Source organism: Streptomyces sp. NPDC058872 (assembly GCF_042743065.1).
GTDB lineage: Bacteria > Actinomycetota > Actinomycetes > Streptomycetales > Streptomycetaceae > Streptomyces.
Genome location: NZ_JBHYMK010000051.1, coordinates 39050 through 58935 on the forward strand (window position 1 = coordinate 39050; position 19886 = coordinate 58935).

At 72.2% G+C, this 19886-nt stretch carries 14 protein-coding genes; 5 read left to right on the forward strand and 9 right to left on the reverse strand.

What is annotated here, in order from left to right:
* Positions 1-55: 55 nt before the first annotated feature.
* From ACFW22_RS27175 to ACFW22_RS27190, 4 genes are all read right to left on the reverse strand, one after another.
* Complete coding sequence (locus tag ACFW22_RS27175; RefSeq protein ID WP_386409338.1) at positions 56-1747, reverse strand: serine/threonine-protein kinase; 1692 nt, start codon at positions 1745-1747, stop codon at positions 56-58.
* A gap of 340 nt (positions 1748-2087) precedes the next feature.
* A complete protein-coding gene (locus ACFW22_RS27180) occupies positions 2088-5237 on the reverse strand; it encodes a protein kinase (protein ID WP_386409340.1) in 3150 nt (1049 codons plus the stop codon).
* A gap of 159 nt (positions 5238-5396) precedes the next feature.
* A complete protein-coding gene (locus tag ACFW22_RS27185) occupies positions 5397-7727 on the reverse strand; it encodes a serine/threonine-protein kinase (RefSeq protein WP_386409342.1) in 2331 nt (776 codons plus the stop codon).
* 202 nt (positions 7728-7929) lie between these two features.
* Positions 7930-9636 carry a glycerol-3-phosphate dehydrogenase/oxidase gene (locus ACFW22_RS27190; RefSeq protein WP_386409344.1) on the reverse strand — a complete coding sequence of 569 codons (1707 nt, stop codon included), beginning with the start codon at positions 9634-9636 and terminating at the stop codon, positions 7930-7932.
* A 308-nt stretch (positions 9637-9944) separates the two neighbouring features.
* Here ACFW22_RS27190 and ACFW22_RS27195 point away from each other — a divergent pair, with 308 nt between their 5' ends.
* The gene (locus ACFW22_RS27195; protein ID WP_386409346.1) at positions 9945-11186 is read left to right on the forward strand and encodes a nucleotide sugar dehydrogenase; all 1242 of its coding nucleotides are present in this window, start codon (positions 9945-9947) and stop codon (positions 11184-11186) included.
* A gap of 126 nt (positions 11187-11312) precedes the next feature.
* On the opposite strand, the gene ACFW22_RS27200 is transcribed toward ACFW22_RS27195, so the two are convergent.
* The 4 genes from ACFW22_RS27200 to ACFW22_RS27215 form a co-directional block, all read right to left on the reverse strand.
* Entirely contained in the window at positions 11313-12437 is a 1125-nt protein-coding gene (locus tag ACFW22_RS27200) for a GuaB3 family IMP dehydrogenase-related protein (RefSeq protein ID WP_386409348.1), read from the reverse strand.
* 106 nt (positions 12438-12543) lie between these two features.
* Positions 12544-14046, reverse strand: coding sequence for an IMP dehydrogenase (gene guaB / locus ACFW22_RS27205; RefSeq protein ID WP_386409350.1), 1503 nt, complete (start codon positions 14044-14046; stop codon positions 12544-12546).
* 140 nt (positions 14047-14186) lie between these two features.
* Positions 14187-14789: a sigma-70 family RNA polymerase sigma factor gene (locus ACFW22_RS27210; RefSeq protein ID WP_386409352.1), complete on the reverse strand. Its 603-nt coding sequence runs from the start codon at positions 14787-14789 to the stop codon at positions 14187-14189.
* 244 nt (positions 14790-15033) lie between these two features.
* On the reverse strand, positions 15034-15645 hold the full coding sequence (locus ACFW22_RS27215; protein WP_003948568.1) for a response regulator transcription factor: 612 nt from the start codon (positions 15643-15645) through the stop codon (positions 15034-15036).
* A 444-nt stretch (positions 15646-16089) separates the two neighbouring features.
* Between ACFW22_RS27215 and ACFW22_RS27220 the strand changes: the two genes are divergently transcribed.
* On the forward strand, positions 16090-16455 hold the full coding sequence (locus tag ACFW22_RS27220; RefSeq protein WP_386409354.1) for a WhiB family transcriptional regulator: 366 nt from the start codon (positions 16090-16092) through the stop codon (positions 16453-16455).
* A gap of 71 nt (positions 16456-16526) precedes the next feature.
* Here ACFW22_RS27220 and ACFW22_RS27225 read toward each other — a convergent pair whose 3' ends face one another.
* Entirely contained in the window at positions 16527-17420 is an 894-nt protein-coding gene (locus ACFW22_RS27225) for a LysR family transcriptional regulator (protein ID WP_386409356.1), read from the reverse strand.
* 81 nt (positions 17421-17501) lie between these two features.
* On the opposite strand from ACFW22_RS27225, the gene ACFW22_RS27230 reads away from it, so the two are divergent.
* The 3 genes from ACFW22_RS27230 to ACFW22_RS27240 all read left to right on the forward strand — a co-directional run bounded on the left by ACFW22_RS27230 (position 17502) and on the right by ACFW22_RS27240 (position 19761).
* The gene (locus ACFW22_RS27230) at positions 17502-18176 is read left to right on the forward strand and encodes an MOSC domain-containing protein (protein WP_386409358.1); all 675 of its coding nucleotides are present in this window, start codon (positions 17502-17504) and stop codon (positions 18174-18176) included.
* 28 nt (positions 18177-18204) lie between these two features.
* Positions 18205-18978 (forward strand): SDR family NAD(P)-dependent oxidoreductase, encoded by a 774-nt coding sequence (locus ACFW22_RS27235; protein WP_386409360.1) that lies wholly within the window; start codon positions 18205-18207, stop codon positions 18976-18978.
* 87 nt (positions 18979-19065) lie between these two features.
* Positions 19066-19761 carry an ester cyclase gene (locus ACFW22_RS27240; RefSeq protein WP_386409362.1) on the forward strand — a complete coding sequence of 232 codons (696 nt, stop codon included), beginning with the start codon at positions 19066-19068 and terminating at the stop codon, positions 19759-19761.
* The last annotated feature ends 125 nt before the right edge of the window (positions 19762-19886 follow it).

Below are 19886 nucleotides of genomic sequence, written 5' to 3' on the forward strand. Positions count from 1 at the left end.
CCCTGATCAGGGGCTCATGGCCGCGGGAGGTCGGCACGGAGATTTATTTCGCCCCCTAGAACACCGGCGCCCGCCAGTGCTGGAGGACGACGTCGAACTGCTCCCGGGTCGTTTCCCAGCTCGATTCCGGCGAGGACATGTACAGGGCGTACTCGGTGCCGTCATCGGCGTAGTACATCTGGTCGATGGCGTGCCGGGGACCGGGAAACGTCTTCTTCTCGGTCCAGCTGAACTCCCAGAGACAGGAGCGGACCTGGTCGCGATAGGTGTTCTGGACGAGTTTGACCCGCAGGTACTCCGGCAACCGCTTCTCCACGGTGCCCTCCAGATCGAGCGCGTGCATGTACGGGTTCTCGAAGTCGGGCTGCCGGTCGATGCTGATCCGGATGCGGTGGCGGCCGTTGTCCGGGGTGTAGTCGATCTGGTCCCCCTCCTTCTGCCGCTTCCAGCCGTCCGGCACCACGAGGCCGAAGCCCTCCGGGTCCTCGACCCGGTGCCAGCCGGCCGGGACCACGTCGACCGCGGCCTTGGTCACGGAGGCGGTCGCCGTCGTCCGCTCGCCGTCGCCGCGGACCCGGTCCCCGCTCCCGCCGTTCATGGCGGCGAAGACGGCGCCACCGGCGACGGCTCCGGCGATCACCGCGGCGAGGGCGACCGACCGCCAGCGGCCCCGTCCGGAGGGCACCGGAGCAGGGGCGGATCCCCGCAACCCGTGCAGCGGGTGGTCCTCCCCGGACCGCTGGAACTGCGACGCCCGGGGCCACTCTGCGGTGGCCCTGGGCGGATCACCCGCCGTCCGCCCCTCCGTCCCCGTGCCGGAGTCGTCCTCGGGGCCGGCGTCACCGGCCCCGACGACCGGCTCCTCCAGGACGATGCGCTGGGTCGGCACGAAGGCATGGGCAGCCGTCGGCGCCCGCCCTTCCATCGCGTCGAGCAACATCCGCTCGGCCTCGTCGGCGTGCGGTCGCTGGGCCGGGTCCTTGCGCAGCAGGGCGACGATGACGGGGGCCAGCGGCCCCGCCTTCTCCGGCGGCGGCGGCTCCTCGGTCACCACGGCCTGCATGGTGCTGATCGGAGAGGTCCGGCGGAACGGCGACGTGCCCTCCACCGCCGCGTAGAGGGTGGCACCGAGGGACCAGAGGTCGGAGGCGGGTCCGGGGTCGCCGCCCTGCACCCGCTCGGGCGCCAAATAGTCGATGGAGCCCACGATCTCGCCGGTCCGGGTGATCGTCGAGTCCCCCTCGATCGCGGCGATCCCGAAGTCGGTGATGAGCACGCGGCCGTCACGGGCGAGCAGCACGTTGCCCGGCTTGACGTCGCGGTGCAGCACCCCGGCCGCGTGCGCGGCCCGCAGTGCGCCGACGACGTGCAAGCCGATCCTCGCCGCCTCGCGGGGCTCGATCGTGCCGGCCTCCTTGGCCGCCTCGGCGAGCGAGGGCCCGTCGACGTACTGCATCACGATCCACGGCCGGTTGTCGTGTTCCAGGACGTCGTGGACGGTCACCACGCCCGGATGGGTGATCCGGGCGGCGGCCCGAGCCTCCTTCTGCGTCCGGGCGTGCAGCACCAGCCGATCGGCTTCGGCCACGAACCGGCCCGCCGTCAACTCCTTGACCGCCACCACGCGGTGCAACACTTCGTCGTGGGCACGCCACACCTTGCCCATACCGCCGCGCCCGATGGACTCGCCCAACCGGTATCGACCGGCGAGCAACAGTCCCGCCTCTGTGTTCTGAGAATGCTCCACTTGCCCCCGCCCGTTTCCTTCAGATGCCAGGTTACGGAGGGGGGGACGGGCGACGGAACCTCGGGGCGGCCATAGGAACAGCACTGTGACCGTGGACCGATGGGAACGCGGACCTTCCGTATATCGGACGGTCCGGCCCCCCGTTCACCACCGGGTCAGCACCCCGTTCACCGTCCGGCCCGGCCCCCTCCCGGTCCGGTCCCCTCCCGGTCCGGCCCGGCCCTTCGTGGTCCGACCGGGCGGGTGGCGACGGTCGACGGCGCCGCCGAACCGGCCCTCCCCACCGTCCGCTTCGCCCCCGACCCGCTTCCGGCCACCGTCCCGCTCCGCTCCGACCGCTTCACCGTCCCGGGCGGAACGCCTTCGTGGCCTGCTCGTAGACGTCCGAGACCTTGTCGCGCTCGCTCTCCGGTCCAATGACCTGGACCACGTAGTAGCGACCGCCGTCGATCAGGACCAGATTGCGCACGAAGACCTCGCGCCCCGTGCTGTCCAGCCAGGTGTAGTGCCCCTCGGCCGTCGGCGTCCGACCGATGTCGACCCGACGCGCCTTCTCCGCCCGCGACCAGCTGGACGACCGCCACGGCTCCAACTCGCGCTCCTTGGAGTTCTGGTACTCCAGCGGGTCCGATCCGTTGTTCTGGACGCTGTCCCGCCCGGGCACCACGATCAAGGTGAAGTCGCCTCCGCTGTAGCGCACTTGACCGGCATCGTTGATCGGACTGCGCCGCCAGTCCTTCGGGACCCCGATCCTGAACCCCTCCGGGTCCTGGCGCACGACGTACCCGGAGGGCAGCTCGGGGGCCGAAGGGTCCGTCGCGGGCGGGGTGGTGACCGGCTTCGCGGTCGGTTCGACGGACGGCTCGGTGCTCGCGGAAGGACGGCTCGGGGACGCGGTGGAGGAGGACGTGGCGGGAGCGGTCGCGGAGGCGGCCGGAGCGGTGGGTTCCCCGTCCTCGCCCGGCATGAACAGGACGGCGTACGCAAGGGCTCCGACGAGCAGCAGGAACACCAGGGTCAAGAGGGTGCGGCCCAGGGCGCGCGGAGAGCCCCCGGCGCGGGCGGACGCCGGGCGCGCGGAGGAGCGGGGCGCACGAGCGGCGCGTTGGGGGATCTCGTCGTCGAAGTCCTCCCGGAATCCCTCTCGGAGGGGTTCCCCGGGCCCTTCCCGGAACCCCCCGCCGAAGTCGTCGGGGAAGGCCCCGCCGTGGTCATCGGGGGAACCCTCGTGAGGGTCCGGCAGGGGGTGCGTGCGTCCGCCGTCCTGGGCGTACTCCGGGGCGTACGCGTACTCCGCGACGCGCCCCTGCCCCTGCCCCTGCGGCTCCTGGTACCCGCCCTTGGCGCGCGGTCCCTCGCGCCGCTTGTGCCGGTGGCGCCCCGCGCCCGCCCCCTTGCGCCAACGCCGCACCAGCTCGCCGCGTCGACGCACGATCGGAAGCCGGGCCCCGTCGACCGCCGACGGCGGTACGGCGCCGAGCCCGACCTCCGGCTCCGGTGCCGAGCGGACGAGGGAGCGCAGCCAGCCGCGCAGCTCCTCGAAGTCGGGCCGCTCGGTCGGGTCCTGGCGCAGCAGGGACTCCACGACCGGACGCAGCGGACCGCTGTCCTCGGCGAAGGCGGGCGGCTCGGCGCAGACCAGTTGCACGAGTTCGGCCGCGCTGTCCTCGGGGTAGGGGGCGTGCCCCTGGACGGCCCGGTAGAGGAGCGCACCGAGCGCCCACAGATCGGTGGCGGGGCCGATCGGCGGGGCCAGACGCCAGTTCTCGTGCACCGGCCCGGCCTGCTCGGGCGCCCAGCGTTCGGTGACGGCACCGACGACGGCGATCCTCGTCTGGCGGGCCCGTTCGGCAGCGAGTCGGGTGGTCGGGCCGCGGTACTCCTCGGCCCGCGCCCGCGCCGGGACGCGAAGCGGCGCTTCCCCCCCGGTGCCGGCGGCGACCGGGAGGGGCGTGGCGCCGGGGGTCGCCGCCGTGTACCCGGCGGGCAGGGCGGGGCGTCCGGAACCGGGAAGCACGGGGCCGTTGCCGGAACCCGACCCCCCACCGGCCGGGATCGGCCCCGAGCCGTCCCGTGCGGCGTGCGGACCGTCGCTCCAACTGCCGGCCAGCATCATCCGCGGGGGCGGACCGGTCGTGGGGCCGTCGCCGCGGGGCTCCTCGTCGTCCTCCTCGTCCTCCTCGTCCGCCACCTGCGCCCACCACTGCGGCTCGGGCGCGCCGGGTGCCTGCGCGGTCGGCGGTGGGGGCGGTTCGGAGGACGCCTGCGGCGCAGGGCGCTGGACGGGGAGCGCCCCGGTCTCGCCCAGCCGGGCGGCGGCCCGTGCACCGGCCCGGTAGGCAGCGATGGCCCCGGCCCGTGCGGCCCGCACGTCGGCGGTCGGCGGGGTGACCGCCGGCTGCGTCTCGGTGACGGCCGGCGCGGCCCGCCCATAGGGGTCGGAACCGTAGGCGTCCGGGACGGGCCCCGGGGACCCACCGGTTCCGGACTCCGCCGCGTACGGCTCGGGGGGCGCTTCCTCGGGCCCCCCGTCGCCGGCCCCTCCCCCGGCCTCCGCGTCGAGGACCTCGGCCCCGTATGCCGGGGTGCCGTATGCCGGGGTGTGGTGCGCCGGGGGGCCGTGCGCCGGAGCGGGCAGTAGCCCGGCGGGCACGTGGGCCCCGTGCGCGTGGGGCCCGGCGCCGTCCTCTCCACCGGCAACGCCGTACTCCGCGCCCCCGTACTCCGCGCCCCCTCCCCCGTACTCCTCGACCCGTCCTCCGTGGTCCCCGGCCTCCGGTGCGTACTGCTCGACGGCGGGTCCCACCGGCTCCGGCGCGCCCGCCCCGTCGCCGTACGCCCCGTCGCCGTAGGCCCCGTCGCCGTAGGCCCCGCTGTCGAGAGCGTCGCTCCCCTCCGGAACCGGCGCGTAGCCGCACAGGGCCTCCTCGGCGGCGCCCACCGCGAGGCCGGTGAGGAGCACCCGGCCGTCGTCGCAGACGAGCACGGTCCGGGAGGTGATGTTCCGGTGCACCCAGCCGTGGGCGTGGAGCGCGCGCAGCGCGGTGAGGACGTCGGCACCTATCTCGGCCGCGCGGTACGGGTTGAGGGGACGCTCGGCGAGGAGGGCGGCGAGCGGTCTGGCCGCCACCCGTTCGCTCACGATCCACAGCGAGCCGGCCTCCGCGAAGACGTCGAAGACCTGGTCGAGCAAGGGGTGGTCGGGAATCTGCGCGGCGGCCTGGGCGGCCTCGATCGCGCGGCGGACGAGGGGCTCGGCCGGTCGGCGGGAGGTCCGCCCCGGGGCGCCGTGGGGGTCGGGCGGGCCGGCCCGGTCGTCGAGCACTTCTGCATCGACGAACTCGGGCAGGGGGACCTGGCGGACCAGGACCTCCTGCCCGCTGTACGTGTCGAAGGCACGCGTCTCCACCGGGGCGTACGCATCGGCGTCCGCTGGCGGCAGCGGCAGGCGGTAGCGGTCTGCGAGCACCCTTCCCGCGTAGTCGTCCACGACGCCTCCCCCACGCGCGCACGCTCTCCCCGTGGTCCCGCGGATCCTCCGGGATCGGGCAGGAGCACACGAGTCCGTCAATTCCGGTCCAACACCGTGCGGTTAACGACTCCGTTCGGCCGCACCCGGTCCACCGGCTCTCACGATACGTGCCGGTGGTCAGTCCTCGGGGCTGAACGTGGCGAACGCCGTCTCGCGCAGCGTCCGGCACTCCGCGCCGTCCCACTCGTCCGCCTTGCAGCTGACCATGATGGAGTAGCCGCGCGAGGCGTTCACCTTGAAGCCGCGGTTGAGCACCCGGATCCGCATGCCCTGCTGGGTGCGTTCGAACTCCCAGTCGGCGACGGTCGGGTAGCCGTTGTACGAGACCGGCTTTATGCCGAGGTGCTTGTAGTTCTTGCTGGTGGCGGCAACACCCAACTTGGCCAGCTCCCAGGCGCTCGCCGCATTCTCCTTGGGGCTGTCGTTGTAGTCGACCTGGACGCGCGGGAAGCCGCCGCTCTCGCTGAATATCCCGCCGAGGTCGTACCCCGGGATGGAGCGGACCGTGAAGCCCGAGGGCATCGCCATCGAGAAGTGGAACCGGCTGCTGGTGACCGGGACGTAGCCGGCGGGCAGCTTCTCCGCCGTGTCGCCGCCGGGCTTCCCGGAGGGCTCGGTGCCGTTCCGTCCGTCCGTGGAACCGGTCGCGCCCTCGGTGTCCGTCGTCCCGGTGGCACCGGTGTCACCGGGACGGGTGCCGCCCTGCTGGCCGGGCCCGCCCGCGGACGGGTCCTGGGCCCCGCCGGAACCGCCGGAACCGTTGGCCCCGGCCGAGGCGCTGGTGTCGCCCTTGCCCTGGTCGCCCTTGTCGTCACCGCCGTTGAGGGAGACCACGAGGATCGTCCCGAGCAGGGCGAGGACGACGACCGCGGCGACGATCACGAGCGTGCGTCGCGGTACGACATCGGTCAGCGAGGCGCGTGCCGGGGTCGGCTTCCCGCCGCCCCGCAGCGGCTCGGTCGCCAGCCCCGGCCGCGGTTCCGCCTGCGCGGAGACGGCGGCGTTCCGCACGGACTGCAGCGCTCCCCGCATCCGCTCGGCGGCGGCCTCGGGCGCCTTTCCGGACGACGGCCCCGGTCGCTGGGGGGAGGGCGGCAGCGGTACGACGGTGGTGACCTCGGGCGAGGTCGCGGGCGCCGCCTCGGGCGCGTCGAGCACGGCGCGCAGCAGTACCCGGGCGCGGGCGTCGTCGAGCCGTTGGGCAGGATCCTTGGCCAGCAGGCCGTAGATGACCTGCTCCAGCTCCGGTCCCGCATTCTTGGGCGGGTCGACCGGCTCGGTCATCACCGCGGTGAGGGTGGCGATGGCGGAGCCCTTGTCGTAGGGCGGGCTGCCTTCGACCGCCGCGTAGATCAGGCCGCCCAGTGACCACATGTCGGCGGCCGGGCCGGGCTTGTGGCCACGGGCGCGCTCCGGCGAGATGTACGAGGGGGCACCGACCAACATGCCGGTGGAGGTGATCGACGGGTCGCCCTCCACCTGGGCGATGCCGAAGTCGGTGAGGACCACCCGACCGTCGTCGGCGATCAGCACGTTGGACGGCTTCACGTCGCGGTGCAGGATGCCCTCGCGGTGCGCCGAGCGCAGCACGTCGAGGATCGCGAGGCCGACCTCTGCGGCACGCCGGGGCGTGAGCGTGCCGTCCTCGCGCACGGCGTCCGCGAGGGACTTGCCCTCGATGAGCTCCATGACGATCCACGGGCGGTCGTCCTCGTCGACGACGTCGTACACGGTCACGGCGCCGTTGTTGCGGATCCGGGCGATGGCCTTCGCCTCGCGGAGGGTCCGGGTGATGAGGCGTCGCTTCTCGTCCTCGTCGATGCTGTTGGGGAAGCGGAGCTCCTTGACGGCGACCGTGCGGCCGAGGGTCTCGTCGACGGCGCGCCAGACGGTGCCCATGCCACCCCGGCCGAGGACCGCGCCGAGCCGGTAGCGGCCCGCGAGCAGGCGTCCCCCGCCGGCCGTTCCCGTGCTCGCCCCGTCACCCCGCGCGGCGGCGGACGTCCGGTGGCCCTTCTCTCCGGCGCCCTCGCCGGCGCCGAATCCGGCCCGCCCGGTCGACGGCTCGGTTCCGCGCAGCCGCCCGCGCTCGGCGGCCTCCGGCGCCCCGGGCCCGGCCCCTTCCGAGGCCGTGACCGGATCGACCGGGACGTCCTGAGCAGCCTTCACCTCATGCGGGTCCCGCGCGTCCTGAGGTCCACTCATGTCCCGGGGGTCCCCCTCGTGCCGCACGACGGACCGGGCGGGCTCCGCGTCCTCGACGCCCCGCTCCGGCTCGGGCGCGCCTTCGGACTCGGGTGAAGCCCCGCTGACCTGCACGTCCTTCGTGTCCCGCTCCGGCTCGCGCGCGGCCGGGACCGTTCCCCGCTTGCCGTCGGTCACGGCCCCCGGGGCGACGTCCCGCCCGGGCTCCCTCGCCGCGTCCCGCGACTGCTCCGCCTCCGACATGCGTCCCCTCTGCGATCCCTGATCTTCGCCGCGTCTGCCGCTTCCCGCGCGATGCGGTAACCCGCCCTGGAAGAGAGGCCATTGTCTCTCACCTCGGGCCGGGTGACGCCCCCGGGTCCGTACTCCGGGATACGACGCCTCCGCACGGCCCCGAGGTTCCCTCGGGTCCCGCCCCTTCCGCCGCGCCCTGCCGGACGCCCGCTCAGATGGGCACGATGTCCGGCGCCCCGAGCCGGGCGGCGTCCGCCGTCAGGTCATCGGGCTGCCGCTGCGACTCGCGCTCCGCTTCCACCCGCTTCTCGTAGTGCTCGACCTCCTTCTCGACCTGGTGGTCGTCCCAGCCGAGGACCGGTGCCATCAACTCCGCACACTCGCGGGCGCTGAGGGTGCCCCGGTCGAAGGTCTCGATGGAGATCCTGGTCCGCCGGGTGAGCACGTCGTCGAGGTGGCGCGCGCCTTCGTGCGAGGCGGCGTAGACGATCTCGGCGCGCAGGTAGTCGTCCGCGGCGGCGAGCGGTTCGCCGAGCGCCGGGTCGCGCACCACGAGGTCGAGCAGTTCCTCCGTCAGGGAGCCGTACCGGTTGAGGAGGTGCTCGACCCGCACCACGTGCAGACCGGTCCTGGCGGCGATCCTGGCCCGTGCGTTCCACAGGGCGCGGTAGCCCTCGGCGCCGAGGAGCGGCGTGTCCTCGGTGACGCAGGGCGCGACGCGCTGGTCGAGGCCGTGCACCGCCTCGTCGACGGCGTCCTTCGCCATCACGCGGTAGGTCGTGTACTTGCCGCCCGCCACGACCACGAGGCCGGGCACCGGGTGGGCCACGGTGTGCTCGCGGGAGAGCTTGCTGGTGGCGTCCGACTCGCCGGCGAGGAGGGGCCGCAGACCCGCATAGACGCCCTGGACGTCGTCCCGGGTGAGCGGGGTGGCGAGGACCGTGTTGACGTGTTCCAACAGGTAGTCGATGTCGGCGCTGGAGGCGGCGGGGTGGGCCTTGTCGAGGTCCCAGTCGGTGTCGGTGGTGCCGACGATCCAATGGCGTCCCCAGGGGATGACGAACAGCACGGACTTCTCGGTGCGCAGGATCAGTCCGGTGGTCGAGTGGATGCGGTCCTTGGGCACGACGAGGTGGATGCCCTTGGAGGCGCGGACGTGGAACTGGCCGCGCTCGCCGATGAGGGCCTGGGTGTCGTCGGTCCACACCCCGGTGGCGTTGACGATCTGCTTGGCCCGGATCTCGTACTCGGCACCCGCCTCGACGTCCTGGACGCGCGCACCGACCACCCGCTCGCCCTCGCGGAGGAAGCCGACGACACGGGCCCGGCTGGCGGCCCTGGCGCCGTAGGCCGCGGCCGTGCGCACCAGGGTGGTGACGAAGCGGGCGTCGTCCATCTGGGCGTCGTAGTACTGCAGGGCACCGACGAGGGCGTCCTTCTTCAAACAGGGGGCGACCCGCAGGGCATTGCGCCGGGAGAGGTGACGGTGGACGGGGAGGCCACGGCCGTGGCCGGACGAGAGGGACATCGCGTCGTACAGCGCGACCCCGGATCCGGCGTAGAAACGCTCCCAACCCTTGTGCTGGAGCGGATAGAGGAAGGGGACCGGCTTCACCAGGTGGGGTGCGAGCCGCTCCAGGAGGAGTCCGCGCTCCTTGAGCGCCTCGCGCACGAGGGCGAAGTCCAGCATCTCCAAGTAGCGCAGACCCCCGTGGACGAGCTTGCTGGACCTGCTGGAGGTGCCCGAGGCCCAGTCACGGGCCTCCACGATGCCGGTGGAAAGTCCTCTGGTGACGGCGTCCAGGGCGGTGCCGGCACCGACCACTCCGGCGCCGACGACCAGCACGTCCAGCTCTCGCTCGCTCATGGCCACGAGCGCCTCGGCGCGCTCGGCGGGCCCCAGTGTCGCTGTCCTCACGCTGCTGCCTCCCGTCGTCCCCCGTCGGTCCCGTGCGCGCCGCACCCGGCGTGCGCGCCCGGTCCGTCCGCGCACGAGCGGTGAACCGGCCCCGTGTGGTCCGGCCCACAGCTCGATTCTGTCCCGCTCCCGCGACTTCAGCCACCGCCTCGCCGCCCACCTGTGGATAACATGCGGCGACCTTCACCCCTGCAATGCCAGATATCGGTCATATTTACGCCTAGTCTGACATTGCGCTCGATCCGTTCTGTCCACCGGGCGTGCGCACCGCGTTCCCTCCGGCTACCGGGAAGGACGGCCAAACCCCCATGCCCGCTGATCTCGCCGTCATCGGCCTCGGCCATCACGGCCTCCCCCTGGCCCAGGCCGCCGGCGCCGCCGGCATCAAGACCATCGGCTACGACGCCGACCCCCGCCCCGTCGCCGAACTCGCCGCCGGCCGCTCCCCCGTGGACGGCTCGCTCACCACCCCCGAGATCCGCCGGATGCTCGCGGGCGGCTTCCGCGCGACCAGCAACCCCACCGAACTCGGCCGGGTCCGCACCGCCGTCCTCTGCGCCCCGACCTCCCTGGGACCCGACCGGACCCTCGACCTCGGCGCCGTCACCGAAGCCGCCCGCACGCTCGCCGCCCGGCTGCGCCCCCACACCACCGTCATCCTGGAGTCCCCGGTCCCCCCGGGAACCACCGAAGGCCTCCTCCGCGAGACCCTCGAAGCGGGATCCGGCCTCCGGGCCGGACGCGACTTCCACCTCGCCTACTCCCCCGGCCGCATCGACCCCGGCAGCCGCACCCACGGTTACGCCGGCACCCCCAAGGTCATCGGCGGCCTCACCCCGGCCTGCACCGAATCCGCCGCCGCCTTCTACGGGCGCCTGACCGAAAAGGTGGTACGCGCCCGCGGCCCCCGCGAGGCGGAGACGGTCAAGCTGCTGGAGACCAACTTCCGGCACGTCAACATCGCGCTCGTCAACGAGATGGCGGTCCTCTGCCACGAACTCGGGGTCGACCTGTGGGACGTCATCCGCTGTGCCGAGACGAAGCCCTTCGGCTTCCAGGCCTTCCGCCCCGGGCCAGGCGTCGGCGGCCACGGCGTCCCGGTCGACACCGTCGGCGCCCACCGACCGCTCCGCCTCGTCGAACTCGCCGGACAGGTCAACGAGCGGATGCCGCAGTACGTCGTCCAGCGCGCCGCCACCCTCCTCAACGAGCACGGCAAGTCCGCCCGCGGCGCCCGGGTCCTGCTCCTCGGCATCACCTACAAGCCCGACCTCCCCGACCGCCAGGGTTCCCCCGCCGACGAGATCGCCCGCCGCCTCATGGACCTGGGCGCGGCCGTCAGCTACCACGACCCGCACGCATCGGACTGGCGCGTCCGCGAGTTGCCCGTGCCCCGCGCCGACTCCTTGTACGAGGCCGCCGCCCACGCCGACCTGACGGTGCTCCTCCAGCACCACCGCACGTACGACCTCCAGGGCCTCGCCGTGAAGGCGCAACTGCTCCTGGACACCCGTGGAGCCACCCCCGCCGGAGCCGCCCACCGCCTCTGAGCCCTGCTCCGCCACACGGGCGCCCGGCCGCCACCGCCGGACGGAACCCCCTCCGGGCCCCGCCCGCACACGGCGGAGGGGCCGCGCACCAGTGCGCGGCCCCTCCGGGCGTCCGTGGAGCGGAGATCAGCGCTTGTGCTCCGCGTCCGCGACCGTCACCTCGACCCGCTGGAACTCCTTGAGCTCGCTGTAGCCCGTGGTGGCCATCGCGCGGCGCAGGGCGCCGAAGAAGTTCATCGAACCGTCCGGGGTGTGCGACGGACCCGCGAGGATCTCCTCGGTGGTGCCGACGATGCCCAGGTCGACCAGCTTGCCGCGCGGCACGTCCTCGTGGACGGCCTCCATGCCCCAGTGGTGGCCCTTGCCGGGTGCGTCCGTGGCCCGCGCCAGCGGGGAGCCGATCATCACGGCGTCGGCGCCGCAGGCGATCGCCTTCGGCAGGTCACCGGACCAGCCCACGCCGCCGTCGGCGATCACGTGCACGTAGCGACCGCCGGACTCGTCCATGTAGTCGCGGCGGGCCGCGGCCACGTCGGCGACCGCGGTCGCCATCGGCACCTGGATGCCCAGGACGTTCCGGGTGGTGTGCGCGGCGCCGCCGCCGAAGCCGACGAGCACGCCCGCCGCACCGGTGCGCATCAGGTGGAGGGCCGCGGTGTACGTGGCGCAGCCGCCGACGATGACCGGGACGTCCAACTCGTAGATGAACTGCTTGAGGTTCAGCGGCTCGGCCGCACCCGAGACGTGCTCGGCGGAGACCGTCGTGCCGCGGATGACGAAGATGTCCACGCCGGCGTCGACGACGGCCTTGGAGAACTGTGCGGTGCGCTGCGGGGAGAGCGCGGCGGCGGTCACGACGCCGGAGTCGCGCACCTCCTTGATGCGCTGCCCGATCAGCTCTTCCTTGATCGGGGCGGCGTAGATCTCCTGCAGACGGCGGGTCGCGGTCGCCTCGTCCAGCTCGGCGATCTCGTCGAGGAGCGGCTGCGGGTCCTCGTACCGGGTCCACAGGCCCTCGAGGTTCAGCACGCCCAGGCCGCCCAGCTCGCCGATGCGGATGGCGGTCTGCGGCGAGACGACCGAGTCCATCGGAGCCGCCAGGAACGGCAGGTCGAAGCGGTAGGCGTCGATCTGCCAGGCGATCGAGACCTCCTTCGGGTCCCGGGTGCGCCGGCTCGGCACGACGGCGATGTCGTCGAACGCGTACGCCCTGCGGCCGCGCTTGCCGCGCCCGATCTCGATCTCAGTCACGATGTGTGGCCTTTCCCTCTACGTCTGCGCCTACCAGTATCCCCGACACAGACCGAAGGGGCGGCTCCGGCCACATGCCGGAACCGCCCCCGGGGGTCACGCGGTGTTACTTCCTGCTGTAGTTCGGCGCCTCGACCGTCATCTGGATGTCGTGCGGGTGGCTCTCCTTGAGGCCCGCCGAGGTGATCCGGACGAAGCGGCCCTTGGACTCCATCTCCTGGACGGTGGCGGCGCCCACGTAGCCCATGGTCTGGCGGAGGCCGCCGACGAGCTGGTGCAGCACGTTCGCCAGCGGACCGCGATAGGGCACCTGGCCCTCGATGCCCTCGGGCACGAGCTTGTCGTCGGAGGCGACCTCCGCCTGGAAGTAGCGGTCCTTCGAGTACGACTTGCCCTGGCCGCGGGACTGCATGGCGCCGAGCGAGCCCATGCCGCGGTACGACTTGAACTGCTTGCCGTTGATGAAGAGCAGCTCGCCGGGCGACTCCTCGCAGCCCGCGAGGAGGCTGCCGAGCATCACGGTGTCGGCGCCGGCGGCGAGCGCCTTGCCGATGTCGCCGGAGTACTGCAGGCCGCCGTCGCCGATCAGCGGGACGCCGGCGGCACGGGCCGCGAGGGACGCCTCGTAGATGGCGGTGACCTGCGGGACGCCGATGCCGGCGACCACTCGGGTGGTGCAGATGGAGCCGGGGCCCACGCCCACCTTGATGCCGTCGACGCCGGCGTCGATCATCGCCTGCGCGCCGTCGCGGGTGGCGACGTTTCCGCCGATCACGTCGACGTTCACGCTGGACTTGATCTTCGCCATCCAGCTCAGCGCGTTGCTGTTGTGGCCGTGCGAGGTGTCGACGATCAGGAAGTCCGCTCCGGCGGCGGCGAGCGCCTGGGCCCGCTCCAGCGCCTCGGGGCTGGCGCCGACCGCGGCACCGACCAGCAGACGGCCCTCGGCGTCCTTGGCGGCGTTCGGGTACTTCTCCGCCTTGACGAAGTCCTTGACCGTGATGAGGCCCTTGAGGACGCCCGCGTCATCGACCAGCGGGAGCTTCTCGATCTTGTGGCGGCGCAGCAGCTCCATGGCGTCGACGCCGGAGATGCCGACCTTGCCGGTGACCAGCGGCATCGGCGTCATGACCTCGCGCACCTGGCGGTTGCGGTCGCTCTCGAAGGCCATGTCGCGGTTGGTCACGATGCCGAGCAGCTTGCCGTCCGGGCTGGTGACCGGGACGCCGCTGATGCGGAACTTGGCGCACAGGGCGTCCGCCTCGGCGAGCGTGGCCTCGGGGTGCACCGTGATGGGGTCGGTGACCATGCCGGACTCGGAGCGCTTCACCAGGTCGACCTGGTTGACCTGGTCCTCGACGGAGAGGTTGCGGTGGAGCACGCCGACGCCGCCCAGGCGGGCCATGGCGATCGCCATGCGGGACTCGGTCACCTTGTCCATCGCCGCCGAGAGCAGCGGGATGTTGACCCGGACGTTCCGGGAAATGCGGGACGAGGTGTCGACCGCGTTGGGGAGCACCTCGGATGCACCCGGCAGCAGCAGCACGTCGTCGTAGGTCAGCCCGAGTGTCGCGAATTTGTCGGGCACTCCGTCGACGTTGGCAGTCATGACACCTTCCCAAATGGCCTTGATCGGTGCGGGATGTCCATGCTAACGGGCCCGAGCGGTGTCTCATTCCACGACCAAGATCAGCGAGAAGCTTTGGACGTTCGCACGTGGACGAAAGGGACCTGGGTCCCCGACGACGTCTACTGCTCGGCCAGTGCGCGAAGCCTGCTGAGGGCCCGGTGCTGGGCGACCCTGACGGCCCCCGGGGACATGCCGAGCATCTGGCCGGTCTCCTCGGCCGTCAGTCCGACCGCGACCCGCAGCACGAGCAGCTCGCGCTGGTTCTCCGGGAGGTTGGCGAGCAGCTTCTTGGCCCACTCGGCGTCATCGCTGAGCAGGGCGCGCTCCTCGGGGCCGAGGGAATCGTCGGGCCGCTCGGGCATCTCGTCGGAGGGCACGGCGGTGGAACCGGGATGCCGCATGGCGGCCCTCTGGAGGTCGGCCACCTTGTGGCCGGCGATGGCGAAGACGAAGGCCTCGAAGGGCCTGCCGGTGTCCTTGTAGCGCGGCAGCGCCATCAACACGGCGACACAGACCTCCTGGGCGAGGTCCTCGACGAAGTGCCGGGCGTCGCCGGGCAGCCGGTTGAGGCGGGTGCGGCAGTACCGCAGTGCGAGCGGATGCACGCGCGCGAGCAGGTCGTGAGTGGCCTGGGCGTCACCCTCGACCGCGCGGTGTACGAGCGCACCGATCTCCCCCTGCCCGGCGGGCATGGGGGGACCCGCGGTCTCGTCGTCGCGCATCGCTCCATGGTGCCCCGACGCCTCTGCGTCCGCGGCACCGCGTCCGTAGTTGTGCACCGAAGCGTTATGAGCAAGTGCGCCGGCACTCATCTCCCGCGCCCTCCCCTCCCGCTCGATCGACTCGTCCCCGAGGAACTCCACACCCTCAAGGATGCGGCATTCCGCGGGGAAGTGATACAAGCCCGCCCCGTCCACCCCGCGACGGACGCGGGCGAGGACGGGGAGACGGCGGGTGACCTGCGGTTCAGCGGACCAGACCCCAGCGGAATCCGAGCGCGACGGCATGCGCCCGGTCGGACGCACCGAGCTTCTTGAAGAGGCGTCGGGCGTGCGTCTTGACCGTGTCCTCGGAGAGGAAGAGCTCACGCCCGATCTCCGCGTTGGACCGGCCGTGGCTCATGCCTTCGAGCACCTGGATCTCGCGTGCGGTGAGGGTGGGGGCGGCACCCATCTCGGCCGAACGGAGTCGGCGCGGGGCGAGTCGCCAGGTCGGGTCGGCGAGCGCCTGGGTGACCGTGGCCCTCAGTTCGGCACGGGAGGCGTCCTTGTGCAGGTAGCCACGGGCGCCCGCGGCGACCGCGAGCGCAACGCCGTCGAGGTCCTCGGCGACCGTGAGCATGATGATGCGGGCGCCGGGGTCCGCGGAGAGCAGCCGGCGGACGGTCTCCACGCCGCCCAGACCGGGCATGCGCACGTCCATCAAAATCAGGTCCGAGCGGTCCGCGCCCCAGCGGCGGAGGACTTCCTCGCCGTTGGCCGCGGTGGTCACGCGCTCGACGCCGGGCACGGTCGCGACCGCGCGGCGGAGCGCCTCTCGGGCAAGCGGGGAGTCGTCGCAGACGAGAACGGATGTCATGCCTGACCTCCGCGGCTCTCGCAGCTGTTGCGCGTCACCTTGAGCCTCCAGGGCTGTACGTATCGTCACCTGTGCGGTTGACGCTCTCGGACACCTGCCCGATCGCTTATTCCTTCAACCGCCTCCGCACTCTCAACGACGGTCACCCGAAAGAGTTACGGGCCGGACGGCGGCCTTCGGCACTCTACGTGAGGAGCCGTACGCGGAGGAGAGTGTCGCAGCTCGATTGCGGATCACATGTCTCGACATCCAAAGCTATGCCCCATTTAGCTGGTTTTCTTCCCTTTTCGCGGTGTCTGTGACTAGATTCGCAATGAGTCATATTTACATCTGCTTCGACAGTAGGTGTACCGACCGGACCCGTCGGGGACCGGAGGAGCCCCGACCATCAGCCATCCACCCGCCCACCTATCCGTTCGACACGGTTTCAAGGGGACAAGCGCAATGGCAGATTTCTCCCGCCTTCCCGGACCCAACGCCGATCTGTGGGACTGGCAACTGCTCGCGGCCTGCCGCGGGGTCGACAGCTCCCTGTTCTTCCACCCCGAGGGAGAGCGCGGCGCGGCACGGAGTGCGCGCGAGAACTCGGCGAAAGAGGTCTGCATGCGGTGCCCGGTGCGCGCGGAGTGCGCAGCACACGCACTCGCCGTACGCGAGCCCTACGGCGTATGGGGCGGCCTCACCGAGGACGAACGCGAAGAACTCATGGGACGCGCGCGCAATCGCCTGATCGCGACGCCGCCGACGGCCGCGTCCACCGCGTCCATGACATCCATGACGTCCATGACATCCGTCGGGGACCGTATGTGAAGGAACGTTTTTTCGGAGGATCGGGCAAGAACTGACGCCGCCGCGCGCGTGCGGTGAGGCGCAGTGTCGCCCTATCCGCGCGCCGCGGCGCGGACCAGCTCGTCGAGCGTGGCGGCGACGGCCGGGACCTGCGCGAGGTCGGGCAGCGTCAGGGCCACGATCTCCCGCTCCACGGCCGGTTCCACGACCACGGTCCGGGCCCCCTTGGGCCGTACGGACTCGATGGCCAGCTCCGGCAGTACGGCCACCCCCAGACCGGCACCGACCAAGCCGACCACGGCCGGGTAGTCGTCGGTGGCGAAGTCGATGCGGGGGGTGAAACCCGACTCCCGACAGACGTCCACGAGCTGACGGCGGCAGCGCGGGCAACCCGCGATCCAGGACTCGTCCGCCAGCTCCTCGATGCGGACCGGGCCGGATCCGGCGAGCCGGTGCCCCTCGGGCACCAGGCCGACGAGCCGGTCGGCGAGGAGCGGACGGACCACCAGGTCGTCCCACTCCGCCTGGCCGACCCCGTACCGGAACGCGAGGGCGATGTCGCAGTCGCCCTCGCGGAGCATCTCGATCGAGCGCGGCGGTTCGGCCTCGACGAGGGAGACCCGGGTGCCCGGGTGCGCGGCCCGCAGGGCGGCCAGCGCGGTGGGCACCAAGGTGGAGCTGCCGCTCGGGAAGGAGACCAGGCGGACGCGACCGGCCCGCAGCCCCGCGATGGCGGCGACCTCCTCTTCGGCCGCGGTGAGCCCGGCGAGGATGCCGGAGGCGTGGCGGACCAGGACCTCGCCCGCCTGGGTGAGGCGCATCTCGCGTCCGGTACGGATGAGCAGCGGGGTGCCGGCGGAGGCTTCGAGCGCCTTCATCTGCTGGCTGACGGCGGGCTGGGTGCAGCCGAGTTCGCGCGCGGCGGCCGAGAAGGAGCCGGTGGCGGCGACGGCGCGCAGGACGCGGAGGTGGCGTGCCTCGATCATGCGTTCCATCATAAGAGCAGCTTGGGTGAAGTCGCCCGATCTGACGCACGCCTTTGAGATCACCGCCCGTAGGGTGCCCCCATGACCTTGCTGAGTGTGAATGTGGGCCGTCCCCGGGCCGTGGAGTACACCGAGGCCGCTTCGGGGGTGACGGGCATCGACAAGCGTCCCGTGGAGGGGCCCGTGCGGATCGAGGCGCCGGGGGCGCCCGGCGTCGGGGGGAGCGGGGTCGCCGGGGACGCCGTCTGTGACCTGCGCTTCCACGGGGGCGACGACCGGGCGGCCTACGCCTTCGCCCGGGAGGACATCGACCTGTGGGAGCGCGAGCTCGGCCGCGAACTGGCCAACGGCTCCTTCGGCGAGAACCTGACCACCCGCGGCCTCGACGTGAACGGGGCGCTGATCGGCGAGCGGTGGCGGATCGGGGCGGAACTGGTCCTGGAAGTGACCGGCGGTCGCATCCCGTGCCGCACGTTCGCGGGCTTCATCGAGGAGGAGGGGTGGGTGAAGCGGTTCACGCAGTCGGAGGCCGGTCCCGGGGCGCTGCTGCGGGTGATCGTGCCCGGTGAGGTACGGGCGGGCGACCCGATCTCCGTGGTGCACCGACCGGACCACGACATCACCGTGGCACTGCTGCACCGGGCCGCGACCACCGAACGCGCCCTGCTGCCGGGCACGTTGGTCGCTGCCGAGTGGATGGAGTCCGGCCTCCTGGCACTGGCCCGCCAGTACGCGGAGCACTACGCCCGGGCGTAGTGCTCGGAGGGGGCATTAACGTGCCCGTATGACGACTGCACTGATTACGGGCGCCACTGCGGGCATCGGGGCCGCCTTCGCACGGAGACTGGCCGCGGACGGCCACGACGTCGTGCTCGTGGCCAGGGACGCGGACCGGCTGCGGGAACAGGCCACCGAACTGCACGACCGGCACGGCGTCGAAGCCGAGGTGCTCGCGGCCGACCTCTCCGAGGAGAAGGGCATCGCCGCGGTCGAGGCCCGGCTGTCGAACCCGAGGCAACCGGTGGACATGTTGGTGAACAACGCGGGCTTCGGCAACAAGGGTCGCTTCCTCGAAGTCTCCATGGCCGACGAGTTGAAGATGCTCACGGTGCACTGCGAGGCGGTGCTGCGGCTGACCTCGGCGGCTTCCGCTTCGATGAAGCACCGGCGTCGGGGCGCCGTGGTGAACGTCGCCTCGGTGGCGGCCTTCGTGCCCCGCGGCACCTACGGCGCCTCGAAGGCCTGGGTCGTGCAGTTCACCCAGGGCGCGGCCCGGGACCTGGCGGGCAGCGGGGTGCGGCTGATGGCCCTCTGCCCCGGCTTCGTGCGGACCGAGTTCCACGAGCGGGCCGGGATGGGCACGGACAACATTCCGGGCTGGATGTGGCTCGATGCGGACAAGTTGGCCTCGGCCGCGCTCCAGGACCTGGAGCGCGGGAAGACGTTGTCGATCCCCGACCCCCGCTACAAGGCCCTCATGGGCGTGGTGAAGCTGGCGCCGCGCGGTCTGCTCGGCGGGGTCTCCTCCAAGGCGGGCCGCAAGTACGGGCCCCAGTAGTCTCCGTGGCCCCTGTCTCCCTCCACCGCTCGACAGAGGCGCTCCCGGCCTAGACTGGAAAGGTCCCAGCTGGGTCGGGAGGTCGTCATGACGTTCGTGCAAATCATCGACTGCAAGACGAGCCGGGTCGACGACCTGAACCGGCTCATGGACCGGTGGGTCGAACAGACCAAGGGCAAGCGCACCGCCACCCACAGCATCGTCGGCAAGGACCGTTCCGACGCCTCCCACGTCGTGGAGATCGTCGAGTTCCCCTCCTACGACGTGGCCATGCAGAACTCGCAGCTCCCCGAGACCGATCGGATCTTCCGGGAGATGGTCGCGCTCTGTGACGAGATGCCGACCTTCACGGACCTGGACGTCGTCCGGGACGAGCAGATGTACAAGGCGACCTCACGACGGCTGCTCGAACTGATCTCCACGTCCGGTGAGCTCCCGCCGCTGGACGAGGTGCTCGCCGAGGGGTACCGCGACCACGATCCGAACAGTCCGAGCGAGGCGCACGGCATGGACGCGGTACGGCGCGAGATCGAAATGTGGCGGGGCGCGTTCGACTTCGACTTCACGGTCGAGGACCAGCTCGCCGACGGCGACCGGGTCTGCACCCGCTGGACCTGGAAGGGCACCCACGTCGGCGACTTCATGGGGATCCAGCCCACCGGAATGGAGCTGAGCGCGACCGGGATGGTCGTGCACCGCTTCCGGGAGGACGGCAAGGCCGTCGAGGGCTGGTGGCAGTACGACCTGCTGGGGGTCATGGAGAAGCTCGGCGCCGTCGAGTAGGCGGGGCAGGGCCGGTTCGCGTCGGGTCGGCGGGCTCCGGAACGACGAGGAGCGACGAAGCGCCACGAGGAGCACCGAAGAGCACCGAAGAGCACCGAGGCCCGGTGCCCCCGCGACGGGGGCAC